The 17,495-nt window shown below is 62.1% G+C and carries 14 protein-coding genes; 6 read left to right on the top strand and 8 right to left on the bottom strand.

Going from position 1 to position 17,495, the window contains the following annotated elements; genetic code table 11:
- Window positions 1-259 precede the first annotated feature (259 nt).
- The gene (locus tag bcor_RS02265) at window positions 260-1,819 is read left to right on the top strand and encodes an aminopeptidase P family protein (RefSeq protein ID WP_051875781.1); all 1,560 of its coding nucleotides are present in this window, start codon (window positions 260-262) and stop codon (window positions 1,817-1,819) included.
- A gap of 3 nt (window positions 1,820-1,822) precedes the next feature.
- A complete protein-coding gene (locus bcor_RS02260) occupies window positions 1,823-2,359 on the top strand; it encodes an NUDIX hydrolase (protein ID WP_033497224.1) in 537 nt (178 codons plus the stop codon).
- A gap of 99 nt (window positions 2,360-2,458) precedes the next feature.
- Here bcor_RS02260 and bcor_RS02255 read toward each other — a convergent pair whose 3' ends face one another.
- Window positions 2,459-3,694: an ROK family transcriptional regulator gene (locus tag bcor_RS02255; protein ID WP_033497226.1), complete on the bottom strand. Its 1,236-nt coding sequence runs from the start codon at window positions 3,692-3,694 to the stop codon at window positions 2,459-2,461.
- Between the two features lie 248 nt (window positions 3,695-3,942).
- On the opposite strand from bcor_RS02255, the gene bcor_RS02250 reads away from it, so the two are divergent.
- A complete protein-coding gene (locus tag bcor_RS02250) occupies window positions 3,943-5,448 on the top strand; it encodes a xylulokinase (RefSeq protein WP_033497228.1) in 1,506 nt (501 codons plus the stop codon).
- A gap of 184 nt (window positions 5,449-5,632) precedes the next feature.
- On the opposite strand, the gene xylA is transcribed toward bcor_RS02250, so the two are convergent.
- A complete protein-coding gene (gene xylA / locus bcor_RS02245) occupies window positions 5,633-6,976 on the bottom strand; it encodes a xylose isomerase (RefSeq protein WP_033497230.1) in 1,344 nt (447 codons plus the stop codon).
- A gap of 299 nt (window positions 6,977-7,275) precedes the next feature.
- Between xylA and bcor_RS02240 the strand changes: the two genes are divergently transcribed.
- Both bcor_RS02240 and bcor_RS02235 read left to right on the top strand, forming a co-directional pair.
- Window positions 7,276-8,490, top strand: coding sequence for an ROK family transcriptional regulator (locus bcor_RS02240; protein ID WP_033497232.1), 1,215 nt, complete (start codon window positions 7,276-7,278; stop codon window positions 8,488-8,490).
- A 154-nt stretch (window positions 8,491-8,644) separates the two neighbouring features.
- Entirely contained in the window at window positions 8,645-9,544 is a 900-nt protein-coding gene (locus bcor_RS02235) for a carbohydrate kinase family protein (RefSeq protein WP_033497234.1), read from the top strand.
- Between the two features lie 182 nt (window positions 9,545-9,726).
- Here the strand turns inward: bcor_RS02235 and bcor_RS02230 are convergent, their stop codons facing one another.
- Entirely contained in the window at window positions 9,727-9,993 is a 267-nt protein-coding gene (locus bcor_RS02230; RefSeq protein WP_033497236.1) for a hypothetical protein, read from the bottom strand.
- Window positions 9,994-10,209: 216 nt separating this feature from the next.
- On the opposite strand from bcor_RS02230, the gene dtd reads away from it, so the two are divergent.
- The gene (gene dtd, locus bcor_RS02225) at window positions 10,210-10,683 is read left to right on the top strand and encodes a D-aminoacyl-tRNA deacylase (protein WP_033497237.1); all 474 of its coding nucleotides are present in this window, start codon (window positions 10,210-10,212) and stop codon (window positions 10,681-10,683) included.
- 4 nt (window positions 10,684-10,687) lie between these two features.
- On the opposite strand, the gene bcor_RS02220 is transcribed toward dtd, so the two are convergent.
- The 5 genes from bcor_RS02220 to murD form a co-directional block, all read right to left on the bottom strand.
- Window positions 10,688-11,716, bottom strand: coding sequence for a cell division protein FtsQ/DivIB (locus bcor_RS02220; protein WP_238548565.1), 1,029 nt, complete (start codon window positions 11,714-11,716; stop codon window positions 10,688-10,690).
- On the bottom strand, window positions 11,713-13,389 hold the full coding sequence (locus bcor_RS02215) for a UDP-N-acetylmuramate--L-alanine ligase (protein ID WP_033497471.1): 1,677 nt from the start codon (window positions 13,387-13,389) through the stop codon (window positions 11,713-11,715). Before bcor_RS02215 ends, bcor_RS02220 begins: the two co-directional genes overlap by 4 nt.
- A 196-nt stretch (window positions 13,390-13,585) precedes the next feature.
- Window positions 13,586-14,806 carry a UDP-N-acetylglucosamine--N-acetylmuramyl-(pentapeptide) pyrophosphoryl-undecaprenol N-acetylglucosamine transferase gene (locus bcor_RS02210; RefSeq protein WP_051875612.1) on the bottom strand — a complete coding sequence of 407 codons (1,221 nt, stop codon included), beginning with the start codon at window positions 14,804-14,806 and terminating at the stop codon, window positions 13,586-13,588.
- Between the two features lie 14 nt (window positions 14,807-14,820).
- Window positions 14,821-16,050, bottom strand: coding sequence for an FtsW/RodA/SpoVE family cell cycle protein (locus bcor_RS02205; RefSeq protein ID WP_033489838.1), 1,230 nt, complete (start codon window positions 16,048-16,050; stop codon window positions 14,821-14,823).
- Window positions 16,034-17,467, bottom strand: a complete 1,434-nt coding sequence (gene murD / locus bcor_RS02200; protein WP_033497239.1) for a UDP-N-acetylmuramoyl-L-alanine--D-glutamate ligase — start codon at window positions 17,465-17,467, stop codon at window positions 16,034-16,036. Before murD ends, bcor_RS02205 begins: the two co-directional genes overlap by 17 nt.
- Between the last annotated feature and the right edge of the window lie 28 nt (window positions 17,468-17,495).

Below are 17,495 nucleotides of genomic sequence, written 5' to 3'. Positions count from 1 at the left end.
TGCATCCCCCGTCCACCGTTCGCACAGCCCCGCCCACCCTGCCGGGCAGACCCCGCCTCCTCCACATGCCGCCCTCGTGTTCTTCAGCGCCGGGCACTAGCATGGAACCACAGCACAAGAGATCCCTCTTCCTTCGCGTCTCAGACGCGGACTCGGCTCATTGAGAGGGATTACGGACTGGATTGACCCAAGGAGGCAGAGGATAGTGACGACACCCGCGGAAAAGGTTGCTCAGGACAAGGGACGGGACGATACCGACCTGAGGAATGTCGACGTGAACGAGCAGGACATGAGCGATCGGGTGAACAACCGCACCCTCAGGCCCAACTCCCCTGCCTTCCAGAAGTTCATGACCACCGGATGGCAGGCCCAGGAGCCCGATATGGAGCCTTTGGAATCCAGCAGGTTCATCGGCCGCCGCCTGGAGGAGCTGGGACGACGCTTCCCCGGCGAGCGCCTGGTCATCCCCGCCGGCGACTTCAAGACCCGTAACAACGACAACGACTATGCGTTCCGCCCCGACACCACCTTCGCCTACTACACGGGGCTTGGCGAGGACTTCGAGCCGGGATCGGTCCTGGTCCTGGAGCCCGTGGCCCCCGATAGCGAAGAGGCCGGTGCAGGAAGGACGCATACGCCCGAACTCTTCGTCCACCCCAGAGCGGACCAGTCCACCTCCGACTACTACTGTTCGTCCCAGTACGGGGAATACTGGGTCGGCCCCAGGGCTGGTCTGAAGGAACTGTCCGTCATGACCGGCATCCCCACCCGCGACATCGCCTCCTTCCCCGATGCCATCGCCAAGGACCTGGGCCCGGATGACGGAGCGGTCAGGATCCGTGTGATTCGCACCGCCGACACCGAGGTCTGCAACCAGGTGGAGGCCGCCCGCAAGGCCAGCGGAATAGGCGGACCCGACAGGAACCAGGCGGCGGATGAGAAGCTGGAGGAATTCACCTCAGAAGCCCGTATGATCAAGGATTCCTATGAGGTGGGCGAGATGCGCAAGGCCATCGCCGCCACCAAGGACGGATTCGACAAAATCCTGACCCGCCTCCCCCAAGTGGTCGGCAAGCCCCGTTCCGAGCGGATGCTGGAGGGTGTCTTCAACGCCAATGCCCGAGAGGAGGGCAACGATGTCGGCTATGGATCCATCATCGCCTCCGGCAGCCATGCCCCTGTTCTCCACTGGATGCGCAACAACGGAACAGTCAAGGAGGGCGACCTCCTGCTGATTGATGCCGGAGTCGAGGTGAACAGCCTCTATACGGCGGACATCACCAGGACCTTCCCGGTAGGCGGCACCTTCAGCCCCCTTCAGAAGCGAATCTACGAGACCGTTCTCAAGGCCCAACTGGCCGGATTCGAGGCAGCCAAGCCCGGTGCCACCTATTCGGACATCCACCATGCCGTCATGCGGGTCCTGGCGGAGACCCTCCATGAGTGGGGCATCCTCAAGGTCAGTGTGGAGGAGTCCCTCTCCCCCGAGGGGCAGCAGCACCGGCGTTGGCACGCTTGTGGATGCGCCCACCACCTCGGCCTGGATGTGCACGACTGCGCCGAGGCCCGCTATGAGTCCTATCAGGGAGCGCCCATCACACCCGGCATGATCTTCACCATCGAGCCAGGCCTCTACTTCAAGGAGAACGATCTTCTGGTGCCGCCCGAGTTCCGCGGCATCGGCGTTCGGATCGAGGATGACGTGCTGATGACGGAGGATGGCCCGGAGTGGCTTTCCGCCGCCATCCCCAAGACCGTTGAGGACGTCCAGCAATGGATGGCCCGGCAGGCGACCCAGAGCGGACAGGACAGGGACTGACCCATGCCCACCCCGGACTTCGTGTTGAACCTGCGGCACTCCATCGGCCACGACCTGCTCTGGCTGAATGGGGTGACCGGGTTCGTGGAGGATGAGCGGGGTCGCATCCTGATGGGGCAACGTGCGGATACAGGCCAATGGGCCCTGGTCTACGGGATCAATGAGCCCGGCGAAGACCCGGCCGACACCGTTGCCCGCGAAATCAAGGAGGAGACCGGGGTGGACGTCGTCGTCACCGATCTGGTGGCGGTCACATCTTCCCGGGAGGTTGTCACCTACCCCAACGGCGACCGGGCCATGTACATGGACCACCTCTTTATCTGCAAGCCCGACCCTGATGGAAATAAGGACCCCTTCGTGGGTGATGAGGAGAGCCTGTCAGTGGGTTGGTTCAGCCCCGACGACCTCCCCACCCCACTCGCCGACAGCACCGTAGAGCGCATGGCAAGGGTCCGCACCTACAAGGCGCGCCTACATGCCGGTGACGCCCGCGCCCTCTTCGTGTTCAACGGACGGGAGAAACCCTCCGTCGACGATTAGGCATGGCAGGGCTCACCCGATTGTTCATCTTCTTGATTTCGCGTTAGGAGCCCTTCCTCCGCCGATCTGATGATCTGAAGCGTGCGAGTCCCACCGGCCTCAGTCGTCAAAGAACCCCAGAGGATTATCGATGAACCTGCGCAGACCTATCAAAGCCGCCCCGCTCAGGGCCGGATTGGGGGTCCTTGAGGGGATGAGGACACGAACATGCACGGCATCCCGGCCCAGGGTCAGCTGATTCAGACGATTCTGAAGCCGCTGGGCGAGGTCCCCGCCGAAATTCGACCAGAACCCACCCAGGATGACCGTATCGACATCCACGATATTGATGGCCGTGGCAATGACCGAGATCATTGCATCCACACCCCGATCTATGGCATCGACGGCCTTGGGGTCATCCTGCTGCCATCGCCGATACAGCTCGTCCATGGCCTGTGAGGAAAGGGCCTCGCTGCCGGCGGCGATACCGGCGGCCTCCACCAGGGCCTTCCGTCCTGCATAGGTCTCCAGACACCCACGGCGCCCGCATCGGCAGGTCGGTCCGTTGAGATCGACGGATGCGTGACCCAGCTCACCGGCGAACCCATGGTCTCCCGCCTCGATGGCCCCATGGCGCACCACCGCACCGCCGATACCGATGTCGGTTGATATGTACAGGAAGGAATCCGTCGGGCCAAGAAGGTCATTGCCGCCACCGGTGGAGCGCTGGGTGGCATAGCCGGGAATCTGCGAAAGCGCGGCCAGACGGGCCTCGTTTCCCGCGATTGGGTCAAGACGCTGCACCAGATCGAACCTGGACAAGTCCAGCCTCTCCCAGCCGAGGTTTCTGGCCATCAACAGGGTCATATCATCGGTAACCAGGCCAGGCAGGGCCAACCCGGCTCCCACCACCCGGTACCGTTTACGCTTCAGTTTCGCCTCCAGAGGCCTGACCAGGGCATCCAGACTGGAGAAGACATGATCGGGGCGCGCCTCATGCATGTCATCGTGGATCCAGGCCGAATCAATCAGGCTACCGTCCAGGTCCATGGCCAGACAGCCGTACCCATCGGTATTGATCTGCAGGCCCACACCAGCCCAGCGACCATGGGAGATGGCGAGGGGGGTGCTGGGACGGCCATACGTGATCTGCGAGGTTTCCGGATTCCCCTCCCGGACCACCCGGTTCTTCAAGAGCAGGGCACCCAGTAGGGACATGGTCGCCTTGGTCAGACCGGTGGCCTTGGCAAGATCGGCCCGGCTCAGCGGCATAGGCGAACGCAGAATGGTATCGATGATGACCGAGAGGTTGTGATTCCTCAGATCATCCTGATTAATCGAGCGTAAGGCAGTCACTGGTCGACCTTCCAAAATAACTCACAGTCCCCTGATCCGGGTTCCATGACTTCCCAGTATCACATGACGACCGCCCAAACATGACAAAGGCGCACCCCGCTTTCCAGTACGGGATGCGCCTTGCAGCACACCTCGCTTTTCTCGACCCGGAAAGACGATGCACCGTTTTTCCATTTTAGTATTTTCATCTAATAAACTGGGTTAATATGGAGCGAGGACGCTACGAGCACCCATGCAAGGAGGCAGGCATGAACGAGATTCTGGTGGCGGGGATTGATACCTCGACCCAATCCTGCAAGGTCAGAATCACCGAAGCCAGAACCGGCCGGATGGTCCGGTTCGGCAAGGCCCCCCACCCCGATGGGACCAGCATAGATCCTCAGGCCTGGTGGGAGGCCTTCCAGGAGGCTGCCCGCCAGGCGGGCGGCCTGGATGACGTCTCCGCCATATCGGTCGGCGGTCAACAACACGGGATGGTCCTCCTCGACGATTCCGGTCAGGTGATTCGCGATGCCCTGCTTTGGAACGATACCCGTTCGGCACCCGAGGCTGATGACCTGATCGCCCGTCTGGGTCGTCCTCCCCGCCGGGCCGACGAGGGCGACCTGGACGCAGACACCATGATGCGTGGACGGCAGCGCTGGGTCAGGGCCGTAGGGTCATCGCCCGTGGCCTCCATGACCATCACCAAGGTGGCTTGGGTGAGCCGCAACGAACCCGACAAGGCCAGGTCAATCGCCGCCATCTGCCTGCCCCACGACTGGTTGAGCTGGGCCATTGCCGGGCATGGTCCCGCCGCCCAAGGCAACGGGAACGCGGGACTGGAATCCCTCTTCACCGACCGGTCCGACGCTTCGGGCACCGGCTATTTCGACTCCGCAACCGACACATACCGACGAGATCTCCTAGCCATGGCCCTACCGGAGGGGATGGCCGACACAGTGATGCTCCCCCACGTACTGGCACCCCACGAGATTGGCGCCAAGGCCGACCCACGCATCGCCGGCAAGGATGTTCCAGGAGGCTGCATCATCGCCCCGGGAGGTGGCGACAATGCCATGACCGCCCTTGGGCTCTCCATGCAGGTCGGCGACGTATCCATCTCCCTGGGCACCTCAGGAGTGACCGCAGCCATCAGCCCGGTTCCCGCCTACGACATGACCGCCTCGGCAACCGGCTTCGCCGACGCTACCGGACACTGGCTCCCCCTGGCCTGCACCATCAACGCTTCCAGGATCCTCGACGCCGGTCGTACCGCCCTGGGCGTCGACTATGACGAACTGGCCGACCTGGCCGACCAGTCGGAACCCGGCGCGGCCGGCATCACCCTGATACCCTACTTCGACGGCGAGCGCACACCCAACCGCCCTGACGCCAAGGCCAGCATCCATGGTCTCACCCTGGGTAACACAACCAAGGCCAACCTGGCCCGCGCCTTTGTGGAAGGACTGCTCTGCTCCCAGCGGGACTGCCTGGAACTGCTGAAACGACTGGGAACCGAGACAAGACGGATCCTCCTTGTAGGCGGAGGTGCCAAATCCCGAGCAGTCAGGGCGTATGCACCGCAGATCCTGGGTAAGGACGTGGAGCTGCCCAAGCTCGACGAGTACGTGGCCATCGGAGCCGCCCGCCAGGCCGCCTGGGTCCTCTCCGGGGACAACCAACCTCCCGAATGGCCCATCGAGGTCGAGGAGACCCTGACGGGGGAACCCGAGGAGGAAACCTATCGCCAGTACCGGTCCTGGCGGAAGTAAGACCAGACAAGGGCCTCCTGTGAGCACTGCCGCAGGAGGCCCTTCCCGTTCCCCGACCCGGACGTTTCCGCCCCCAGGTGACGCGGGCTACTCCCCCGTCCGATTCGAATCGGCATCGATTACAACGAAAGACCCTGCGCGATGCCGAAGCACCGCGCAGGGTCTGCAATGTGGCGGTCGATAATCAGACTGCTGAGAGGGTATCGACAATGTAGTTGTTGATCGTGGCCTTGACCACCTCAAGATGATCCGACCTGTCGGCGGCAATCAGCTCGGACTGCGGCTTGTCGATGCTGTACTCCTCCAGGGAGGCCAGGGAGGCGGAGCCGTCCTCGATGCTGGTGCCGATGCCGGAATCGAAGGAGGAGTATCGCTCCTCTTGGAGATTCTCGATATATCCGTCCTTATGCATCCTGTCGGCGATCAGCAGACCGGCCGCGAAGGTATCCATACCGACGATATGCGTCTTGAAGAGATCCTCGGGCAGGAAGGAGGTGCGACGGGGCTTGGCATCGAAGTTCAGTCCACCATGGGGTCCGATTCCTCCGGCGGCCAGCACCTCCCACATAACGGCCGTCGCGTCGTAGAGGTCGGAGGGGAACTCATCCATGTCCCAGCCGACCAGCTTGTCGCCCTGGTTGGCGTCCAGAGAACCCAGGAATCCGGCCTCGCGGGCCACGCGAATCTCATGCTGGTAGGTATGCATGGCCAGGTTGGCATGATTGCCCTCGAGATTGAGCTTGAAATCGTCCTGCAGACCATAGGTACGCAGGAAGTTGATGGTGGTGGCCGCATCATAGTCGTACTGATGCAGGGTCGGCTCCTTGGGCTTGGGCTCAATCAGGAACTGAGCATCGAAGCCGATCTCCTTGGCGTAGTCCACACACATATGGAAGAGCTGGGCCATGTGGTCCTGTTCGCGCTTCATCTGGGTGTTCCAGAGGGATTCATATCCCTCGCGCCCACCCCAGAAGACATAGTTCTCGGCGCCAAGGCGCTTGCCTATCTCAAGGCTGTGCTTGAGCTGGCCCGCGGAATAGGCGTAGATGTCGGCGAAGGGCGAGGTGCCCGCGCCGGCTTCGAACCGGGCGTTGGTGAAGAGCGAGGAGGTGTTCCAGAGCAGCTTGACCCCGGTGTCCTTCATGTTCTTCTCGATCCGGTCGACCACCTTGTCAAGGTTGGCATTGGACTCACGAAGGGTGTCGCCCTCGGGGGCCAGGTCGCGGTCATGGAAGCAGAAGAACTCCACACCGAGCTTGGTGAAGAGCTCAAAGGCATAGTCCACCTTGGCCAGGGACTGGTCCATGGGGTCGGTGTACTTGTAATACGGACGCTGAGCCGTCGGATCACCGAAGGGATCCACCAGACCCTGGTTGAAGGTGTGCCACCAGGCCACGGCAAACCGCAGCCAGTCCTTCATCTTCTTGCCGGCCACCACCTTGTCCTTGTCGTAGTAGCGGAAACCGAGGCCTTCCTTTTCGCCCTGCCGTCCGACGTACTCGATCTTGTCGACATCCCACAGACCCATCAGATTGCTCCTTTGCGTATGAAACTGTATTCAGCGGAAGTCAGAACTCCCCCTATCGGACAACGGTAAAGCAGTCGAGTTAATTTGTCAAACCGTTAAATTAAATACCGGGCGTTCGAATCCGTCTATGGGAAGCCCCCGCCTACATGGAGACAGGCCGGCGGCCGCCTTGCTGCAAGCAAAGCGACCAGCCGGTCGACAGTTTGCCTAAACGGTGTTAATCTATAAACGTCGTTAATTCGTCTGGACCAGAAAACCATGAGCGGTTTCCGTTGGCCCGACTCAAGGAGGAGGCAGACATGCGCCATACCAGACCTGCCAGCACCCCTGCAGCCATGTCCGAACTCAACCAGTCCAGGATTGTGCACAGCCTGCATGCCGATGGAATCAGCTCCAGGGCCGACATCGCCAGGAAACTCAACCTCACCGCCCCGGCAGTGGGCAAGCTGGTCGGCCGACTCATCGACGCCGGCATCGTCAGCGAGACCGGTGAAATGACCTCCGGAGGGCATGGCCGATCCATTGGACTCAAGCTGAATGCAAAACGCTACCAGGTCATCGGAGTCAAATTCGCCCGCAGTCTGGTGCAGATTGCGGTGTTCGACATCGGTGGACACCTGCTGAGCATGGAGGAACTGCCTCCAGTCGCCGACGAGGACGTGGAGGACTGCGTCGAGGAGGTTCGCGAACGCATCCGAGGTCTGCTTGACGAAGACCCTTCCATTGTGGCCGTCGGTATGGCTGTACCCGGCCCCTATCTACGCGACGAGGGGCGAATCGCGGTTGTCACCAGCATGCAGGGCTGGCGCGGCATCAACTTCATCAAGGAGTTCGGCAAAGCCTTCCGGGTCCCCACCTTCATTGAGCAGGACGCCCGGGCCGGAGCCATGGCCGAGAGTCTCTTCGATTCCCGCATCGGAGATTCCAGCCTGGCCTATTACCTGGTGGGCGAAGGCGTCGGCCTCGGAGTCATCGACCAGGGCAACCCGGTGGATGGAAGCCTGGGAGCCGCCACGGAAATCGGCCATGTCAGCATCGACATGAACGGAACCGCCTGCGAGTGCGGCAATCGGGGATGTCTGGAGTGCTACTGCTCGGCCGTGGCCATACACACCCTGATGGGCAGAACCAACCGGGAGGACCACTTCCCCGGCCTGGCGGCCATGACCCACAAGGAGGCCTGTGACCTCCTCTTCACCATGGCCCGCCAAGGTGACAGGACTTCCATGGCGCTCCTCGACCAGGTGGCCGACTACGTTGGCTACGGATGCGTCACCATCGTCAACGCATATAATCCCGCGCAGATCATCATCGGCGACCTGGTGGCACAGGCTGGCCAACCCCTGCTGGACCGGGTCAAGAGCCTGGTGTCCGCACGGGCCCTCCCCCAGGTACGGGACCACACCGAGATTCTGCTGTCGGACCTCCCCGCGGATGCCACACTGACCGGGTCCGCCGCCGTGGCCGCCAACCAGTTCCTGGAGCACCCCTCAAGCCTGGGAGGAATGGGATGAGAAACCATGCGGAGCCATTCTTCGCGACATCTACTGCTCCGACCGACAGAGGGGCTCAAACACGAACATCGCCCCCAGCCGGCGCCTACCGTACAAGCACCATCCGTAAGAAAAACACCATCAATCTGAAGAACACCATCAGGAAGGGAAGACCATGGCCGCAAAACCAATAGTCCTCAGCATCGGCGAACTCCTCTGGGACGTACTGCCTTCGGGGAAGCGCGCAGGAGGAGCCCCCGTCAACTTCAGCTATCACGCCACGAAGAACGGTGCTGACGGGTACGCCTTCAGCGCCGTGGGCAATGATGACTTGGGACGGGAGCTGGAAGAGGCCGTCAAGGAGGCCGGGGTCAAGGCCATCCTGCAACACAACGATCATCCCACCAGCACGGTCGAAGTGGAACTGAATGAGGGCATCCCCCAGTACATCTTCAAGCCGGACGTGGCCTGGGACCATCTGAGGTGCACCGACGAGCTCTCCGACCTCGCCAGGAAGGCCGACTCGGTCTGCTACGGAACCCTGGCCCTGCGCAGCGACGAATCCCGTAAGGCCGGACTGGAAGCCCTGAAGGTCACCCGCCCCGATGCCATGCGGTTCTTCGATATCAACCTGCGTGGCACCTTCTACTCCCAGGACCTGATTCAAGAACTGCTGAACATGGCAACGGTCTTCAAACTCAACGACGAGGAGCTGGTGCTTCTGCGCGACATGTTCAAGACCCCCGGGGACACCGATGCCGAACTCTGCCAGTGGTTCATGGACGAGTACCACCTGAACACCATCGTTCTGACGGCGGGCAGCGACTACAGCACCATCTACCTTTCGAACGGCGAGACCTCCCGCATCCAGACCCCCAAGATCAAAGTCGCCGATACGGTCGGTGCCGGGGACGCCTTCTCCGGCACCTTTGCCATCAACCGTCTCCTGGGGGCCTCGCTGGTCCAGGCGCACCGAGCTGCCGTCAACACGGCGGCCTTCGTCTGCTCACAGCATGGGGCCTGGCCGGAATACCCCGACCAGATTCCCGATTACCTGGCCCAGGAAGGGCGCTGAATCCTGACGAACCACTCCCCGACCTGCCTCTTGTAGCCGGGTCGGGGTGGCAAGGGCTGCCACCGCTTCGTCTTTCACTTGGCTCTGCCTCTCTACCCTTGGCCGACGGGAACCCTATCCCGTCGAATCCAACAGTCCAAGACCGCCCGATGGATTCCCCGCCCCTACGTGCCCGAGCGAAGTCATGCGTATTTCCGTTCGAGTTCAGCACAGAGGGATTCGCGGGCGTCCAGCCTGATGGACTCGATATCGGCCTTTATCTGACGGTACTGGGCGACCAGACTGTCGCGGCGTGGTGGGGTCAGGCTGGGGTCATCGAGCTGGTAGAGCACTTGATCCTTGCGCTTTTCAAGTAAGGTACGTATGCGGGCATGGTACTGATCGGGTGACTCAGGGCCGGAATAGCGGGGCGAGCGCAGGACGACATCTGCCGGATCCTGGTATTTCATGGGGTCAAACTTACCCATTCGTGGATAAATACAAGTTATTTCTCACCAAAGGCATAGCCGAAACGAAGCCACCAAAATCGTCGAAACCACTGACACCCACAGTCAGAGATGCCGACACGGACACCGGCATCGCTATCAGCAACGTCAGTTCACCGGATGCCCTCCCCTGCAGGCCCCAGCCGACGCGGTCGGGCGGCGGCCCCTAGACTGGTAACCATGAGAATCGTCATTCAGCGGGTTACCCGGGGTCGCGTGGACGTAGTGGATGAGCAGGGCCAGCCAGACACCGGTTTTGCTCCACAACAGATCAACCAGGGGCTCCTGCTCCTGGTGGCGGTCAGCGATCAGGACGGCCCGGACCAGGTGGCATATGCAGCCAGGAAGATCGTCAATATGAGGATCTTCGAGGACGAGCAGGGCAAGATGAACCGGTCGGTACTTGACTGCCGGGGGCAGATTCTGTCGGTCTCCCAGTTCACGCTCTACGGCGATATCCGCCGTGGCAACCGCCCCAGCTTCATAGCAGCCGGCAAGCCGGACCACGCCAAGGCGGTCTGGGAGGATTTCAATCAGGCCCTGTCGGCCTACGGGGTCAAGGTGTCGACCGGCAGTTTCGGCACCCATATGCGGCTTGACTTCATCAACGACGGCCCTGTGACCATCCTCCTGGACACCGACGAACTGATGTAGGCACCTATCTGACTATGGGCCTGAGGGGCGCGGAGACATCGAGCTGGTGCTTGTCTCCGATTTTGCTGGGATCGTTGATGATTTTATCCACGACGGCCAGCTTGAGTTTCAGATCGGAGCTGTCGCCCCAGACAATCACGCGCTCACCATTATTCAGCTCGGTGGTGATGGAATCCTGGGTGTCGGCCGTCACCTTAGTCACGGAGTGGCGCATCGTTTCAGGCATGGCGGAGAGTATCCGAAGGGTCTGTTTGACCACCAGGTCGCTCTTGCCGTGTTCCAGGTTGGACACCTGGATGATGGGAATATCATTGACCGGCTTGTCGACTGTGTTGAGCACCCGCCCCTCCCGGTCCACGGCAGTCATGGTGTCGTTGGAATCCTTGAGGATTGCAGTGGGCTCCTGGGCGTTGAAGGTCACACGAAGACCGTGGGGGAAGTGCTTGTGCACCTGGGCGTCGGTCACTCCGGCCATACCGCCGATGTCCCGCTCGATCGCCCCCGTCGAAATCAACAGGAGGGACCGGTCACCCTGCCCTTTGACGATTGTCTCCACCCGTTCGTTGTTCACCCAGGCATTGCCGCCCGAAACCTCGATGTCCTCGGCATGTAGCCTGAAGACGGGCGAGATGAAGAGAAGCCAGATCAGGGCGGCAACAAGGGCCAGCACCAAGACGGAGATACCGGTACGGATAAGGATGACCCGGCGATTGACCGATTTCTTTTCTTGGACCCTGGCCTGGAAATCAATGACCTTGGGACGGACGAAGACCCCCATGCCCTGCTGATCCTGGTCGGCCCCGATACGGTTCGATACCGCCTGGTTGGAGGGCATGTTCCTGGCGTCGACGAAGTCGTCGGTCTTGCTTTTCTTGGTTGAGCTGATGGTGCGGACGGACGACTTGTCGATATCAGCCGGTGTCTTCCCTTTGGTTTTCCCCCGGCGGGAAATCAGTCCTCCGGACTTGACCGACCGCTTGGACCCCTCTTGCCCCTTCGGGTCCTGTGAGCTGATGACTCTGCGGGTTGTCACCGTACGCCCTCTCTCCGGTCCCGGCCCTCGGACCTGGAGGCCAGCCTGTCAAGGATGACCTGCCCCATGGTTGTGATGTCACCGGCCCCGACCGTGATGATGACATCACCGGGCTGAGCCCGGTCAGCGACATCCAGAGCCGCCTGGTTCATGTCCTCACATGCGTGGAAGTCGGCCTGGTGCCCCGGTGCATCCTCCGCCTTCGCGGATCGTCGGGCCCGGAGGATGGTATCAGGGCCAACCTCCGGGTAGTCCTCCTGGCGCTCCCGGGCAGGGAAGATACCGGTCACGGTCACATCGTCCGCCTGGCTCAGGGCTGCCGCGAACTGGTCGGCGAAGATCCGGGTCCTTGAAAACAGGTGGGGTTGGAAGAGCACCCGGATGACCCGATTCGGATACCGCCTGCGGGCGGCATCCAGAAGGGCTGCGATTTCGGTGGGATGATGGGCGTAGTCGTCCACCAGGGTCACGCCGCCTATCTCCCCCCTGACTTCAAACCTCCTGGAAGCGCCACGGAAGTCCCCCGCCGCCCTGGCTGCGGCCTGGGGATCCATACCCAGAAGGGTGCAGGCAATGATGGCCGCAGCGGCATTCCTGGCATTGTGCAGGCCGGGTATGGCCAGGTCGACGGGGATGTCGACCGTCCGGTCCGTCGAATCCCCCCGGCCTGCGGAATCACCTGAACCGCCGGACCTCCCCGTATCGGTTCCCGACCCGCCTGCATGCAGGTCCAGGAGATTGGAAGGAATCCGCAGGGTGCAGCGTTCACGCCCGGATCCACTGGCCTCCGACTCGGATACGATTCTGACCAGACTGGCCCCCTTCAGGGTCTCCTCCCCCAGCTGCGAACGCGTCCCGGTCGAGTAGACCACAATCCTGGCCCGGCAATCCCCATCCAGGTCCCTGAGAACATCCAATCCCCCTTGGTCGTCACCGCAGATGACCAGGTACCCCTCGGCACGGCGGGCATAGTCGACGAAGGCCTGGCGGAAGGCGGTCGGCGTTCCATAATGGTCCAGATGGTCGGGTTCCACATTCGTAACGATGGCAATGGTGGGGTGGTATTTGCTGAAACTGCCGTCCGACTCGTCCGCCTCTGCCACAAGCACGTCACCCTGCCCGACATGTCCACCGTCGATGGCCCCCTGTGCCGACTGGATGGAGCTCCCGATGGCGTAGCTTGGATCGGCGAGCCGACCTGTTCCGGCCTCAGTCAGGATATGGGCGGTCAGGGCGCTGGTTGTGGTCTTACCGTGAGCACCTGCGACGGTCACGGAACGCCGCGAGGCCATCAGGAGGGCGAGGATGTCGCTGCGATGCAGGATCCTGGAGCCCTGAGCACGGGCCACCAGAATCTCAGGGTTATCCGGCTTGATGGCACTGGACCAGACCACGGTCCGGGCACCCAGCACATTCTCGGCCTTCTGACCTATGTGAACCGTAATGCCCAGCTTCTCCAGACGCTCGGTCTTCTCGCTGGCCTGCCTGTCGGAACCCGAAACCTGGACACCGGTCTCATGGAGCATCTCGGCCAGAACACTCATACCGGCTCCCCCGATACCGATGAAGTGGGTCGCACCCAGGGCCCGAGGGTCGGTGATTCCCGATCCGACCAGTGAATCACGGGTCGGATCCAGCCCTGCCGAGCCGGCACCCTGAGCGCCTTGCGTCACACCCGAGCACAGGGACGGAGAATCCGAAGTCGGCACCGACGAGTCCATGGCCTGAGCCGACTGGTTCCCTGTGGCTGGATTCCTACGATCATTGCTGGGCAAGATACATCTCCTCGGACGATTCATACTGACTTCATTATGGCGGCAGACCTGTACGCAGGGGAAGCCGTTTCCAGGCATGGACCTGGGGTGGCCATCAGCCCTTCCCGGCCGTGGATAGGATCCGGGAAGCCATGACCTGAGCGGCATCACGGATACCGTATTCCCATGAACGTCGTCGCATGGTCCGAAGCGCGTCCTCATCGGCCAGGAGGCCGGGTACATGGTCTTCAATCCAAGCAGGAGTCAGGTCGGCATCGCCCACCATCACCCCTCCCCCTGCCTCGACCACAGGCTGGGCATTGAACCGCTGTTCTCCGTTGCCGATCGGCAGAGGAACGTAAATCGCAGGCAGTCCCAGAGCCGTCAATTCACTGACGGAGCCTGCACCGGACCGGCATATCACCAGATCGGCACAGGCAAAGGCCAGGTCGATGCGCTCCAGATACTCGGCCATGTGGTAATCACCGGACCCACGATGCGCCGGATCCAGATCGGTGACCACTCCCTCACCCAGGTCGCCGACCACACGCCTGCTCACTTGTTCCGCCTTGCCGCGACCGGTCAGGTGAATCACCTGCCCCAGCTCCAGAAGCCTCCCTGCGGAAGCGGATACGGCCTTGTTGAGACTGGCTGCTCCCAGGGAGCCACCCGTCACCAGAATCACCTTCCGGTCCGGATCCAGGCCCAGCCGTGTCGCTGCCTCGACCCGGACGGATCGGGGATCGCGCTCCATCCTGTCGACCAGATCCGCAATGGCCGGCCTCAGGGGCAGACCGACACGTTCGACCGGAGCGCCGGGGCAGGCCTTGATGCCCGTGTGCCCGTATGCGGTTCCCACATAGTCTGCCCAGCGGGCTCCCAGCTTGTTGGCCATGCCGGCCCGGGCATTCTGCTCATGAATCAGGATGGGGATGCCCATCACCCTGGCCGCCCGGTATACCGGTGCCGCGGCGTACCCACCGAAACCGACAACCAAATCGGCCGATTGGCGGCGGAGAATCTTCTTGACCCTACCGACCTCCCTGCACCAACGCACAGGGAATCTCAGGGCATCCAGGTTGGGCCGACGGGGAAAGGGCACCTTTTCGATTACTTCCAGGGGGAATCCCGCAGCAGGGACCAGTTCATGCTCCAGACCCACGGCGGTGCCGATGACGCTGATGTGCGCCTGGGGACATTCCTTCCGCAGGGCAGCTGCCACACTCAACAGGGGGTTGACATGCCCGGCAGTGCCGCCTCCGGCCAAGACCACATGAGGCCCTTTTCCGGCCTCTTTCCTCTGCTCTGCCACTTCAGTTCGGTCCTCGTCAATCATGGTGAAGATTCTACTCATTCCCCCGTAGCAATGGCATTGACATCCGGTTGGGTACGAATCATGCTCAGGGCCACTCCGGCCGAAACCAGACACATGATCAGAGCCGTACCGCCTGCGGAGACGAAGGGTAGCGGCAGACCGATGACCGGGAGAAGTCCGAGGACCACACAGATGTTGATCAGGGCCTGACCCACCAGCCATACATCCAGGCAGACCAGGACCATACCGGCATACCTGTTTTCGGTGGTCAGGGCGATGCGCAACATGCACCATCCCATGGCGATGAAGACCACGATGACCAGGACTGCACCGAAGAAGCCCAGCTCCTCGCCGATCACAGCGAAGATGAAGTCGTTATGCGCCTCGGGCAGGTAATTCCACTTCTCCCTGGAATTGCCGAGCCCTACACCGGTGAGTCCACCGGAGGCCATGGCATAGAGTCCATGTATGGATTGGTAGCAGATTCCCTGAATGTCATCGGCCGAGCACTCCCCGTAGGCCGCCAGGATGCGCTGGGTCCTGTTGCCGTTCCCCATGACGGAGAAGCCGACGATTCCGGCCAGGCCGAGCGTGGCCAGACTCAGGAGCCACTTCAGGGGGAAACCAGAAACCAGGAAGGCCACGAAACCTATAATGACGATGATCATGGCCGTACCCAGGTCCTTGCCCAGCATGATCAGGCCGAAACTGAGTACAAATCCGATAATCGGCTTCAAATATGGTGTCCAGGGATGGGCGGGATCCTTCCCGTCACGAATCTCGTGCTGCGCCACTATCAGCGCCTGGGGAAGCCAGATGCACAAGGCCAGCTTGAGCATCTCGGCCGGCTGCATGGAGATGCCGCCGATTGATATCCACCCCTGATTGCCGTTTGCCGAGCGCCCCAGTGGGGTACGTGTCAGAAGCTGTGTAAACTGGCTGAAAACCAGGAATGCCATCGACCAACGTTGATAACTCTCCACCTTGATGCGCTGGGCAACGAAGGCGCAGGCCAGGCCGACCAGGCAGTAGATGGCCTGTCGAATCACCTGGCTCCAGGGAGAACTGCCCTGGGCCACCAGATCGACCGAGGACGAAGAGAAGACCATCATCAGACCGAAGACCGTGGTGGCCATGACCGAGGTAACGAACCCGTTATAGCACCAGACCGGATTCAGGATGGCCCGCCAGCCCCGATACGGGTCGCGTGCCCCTCCCTTGCCCTTGCTCCTGTCGTCCTTGTTCGGGTCAGCGGTTTTCGCCATGAGCCTTCACCCACCTCCTGGCCTGGTCAGCGAATTTCCGACCACGGTCGGCATAGGACTTGAACTGGTCCATGGAGGCACAGGCCGGTGCCAGGAGGACCACCTGACCGGGGTGGGCGTAATCCCCGGCGGCCCGAACGGCCCTGCCCATGACATCCTGTTCGGAGTCCGGGTCGATGATGGTCAGGGGGATATCCGGAGCCTCGGATTCGAAGGCCTGAAGCATGGTGGTCTGGTCCTTGCCGATGATGACGGCGCCTGCCATCCGTCTGGCTTGGGTCCGCACCAGGTCCTCGAACCGACCTCCCTTGGCCAGGCCGCCGGCAATCCAGACCACTGAGCCGTCCGGATAGCTGGACAGGGAGGCCTTGGCAGCGTGGGCGTTGGTGGCCTTGGAATCATCCACAAACCTGATGGCCTCCGCCCCGGACCCCAGGCTGGCCACGGTCTGGATTCGATGGTCTCCTGGCGCGAAGACCCGCATGGCCTCCAGGGCGGCATCCCTATCGGCGCCCGCACCCAGGCACAGGGCCAGGGCACAGAGGGCATCAGCCAGCAGATGCGGATAGACGGTCCCGTCCGGTTCGCACAGGTGTGTCAGGTCGGCAAGGGCGACCAGGCGCTCGGCCAGTCCCGGCTGACCTCCACCGAGACCGCTCATGTCGACGACCCAGCCGCCGTCCACGCCGATCTGGCCTGACTCGGGGGCACCAAGAGTGAACCCCACCTTGGCACATCCGGGAGCGGGATGGGCCTGGTCGGCCAGGGCACACACCCGGTGATCATCGGCGTTGTAGACCAGGGCCTTACGCACACCCTCGTAAATCCTGGCCTTGTCGGCGGCATACTGCTCGAACCCGCCGTGCCAGTCCAGGTGGTCGGCGGCCAGGTTGGTGATGGCCGCGCACTCCAGGGCCGGCGATTCGGTGAAATGGAGTTGGAAGGAACTCAACTCGACGCACAGCACATCATTTGCAGGATCAAGAACAGCCTGCGAGACGGCCTTGCCGATGTTGCCGACCGCTGGTGCCCGCATGCCCGATGACTCCATCATGGCCGAAACCATCTGGGTGGTCGAGGTTTTCCCGTTGGTGCCCGTGATGCCTATCCAGGGTGCCGGGGCTCCGGTCCGCGTACTGTTCACCCGCACACGCCATGCCGCCTCGACTTCGCTCACCACCGGAATGCCCCGCCTTTGCGCTTCCAGGATGAAGGGAGTGCGCGGGTTGAAGACCGGTGAAGTCACAACCAGGTCGGTCTGGCCCCAGTCGATGGACTCGAAGTCCCGGAGGTCGGCCTCGGCCACGTTCTGGTCCAGGGTGGTCACGGCGGCCACACATCCCCGAAGGGCTTCGGCCACACTTCTGCCGGAGATGCCCAACCCTACGACCAGTACCCGCTTGTCGCTCATGTCCATGAAGGGAAACACCCCGTTTCACTCGACC

The organism is Bifidobacterium coryneforme, from assembly GCF_000737865.1.
In the GTDB taxonomy this organism is placed as follows: domain Bacteria; phylum Actinomycetota; class Actinomycetes; order Actinomycetales; family Bifidobacteriaceae; genus Bombiscardovia; species Bombiscardovia coryneformis.
Note: the sequence above shows the minus strand (reverse complement) of the source record. Positions and strands in the feature narration are given on the sequence as shown.